The organism is Planococcus sp. ISL-109, from assembly GCF_018613655.1.
In the GTDB taxonomy this organism is placed as follows: domain Bacteria; phylum Bacillota; class Bacilli; order Bacillales_A; family Planococcaceae; genus Planococcus.
In genome coordinates, this window is sequence record NZ_JAGGPW010000020.1 from 1 (window position 1) to 410 (window position 410).

Consider the following 410-nt stretch of genomic DNA (forward strand, 5'->3'; position numbering starts at 1 on the left):
GGAATTATGAAATTAACTCATATAGTAAGCAGTGGAAGATATCTCTCTGTTACAAAATTCAGGTCGCACAATTATTTACGACAATTGAAGATGCGAAAATTATTTTCAGCATCCACTGAACGAGCTATGTCAGTTTTCTGTTCACTACGCCTCACTAAGGAAGTGATTTCCCCACCAGTGGACGAAAGCTATAGAAGTACGCAAAATTTCATTCATTCACCTTAATGAAATATAACAGCCGCCTAGCGCATACGGGTGAGCCGATGCAGTGGGACAGGTGGTCTTCCTGGCTCACTGCAAGAGGCCAACCCAAAGCGAGGCGGCGAAACCATTCGTGACCGCGCTAAACCAAACAGCAGCACATTTCCACACCCCAATTCAGCCATAACCCGCTCAACCCCACCAAGGAA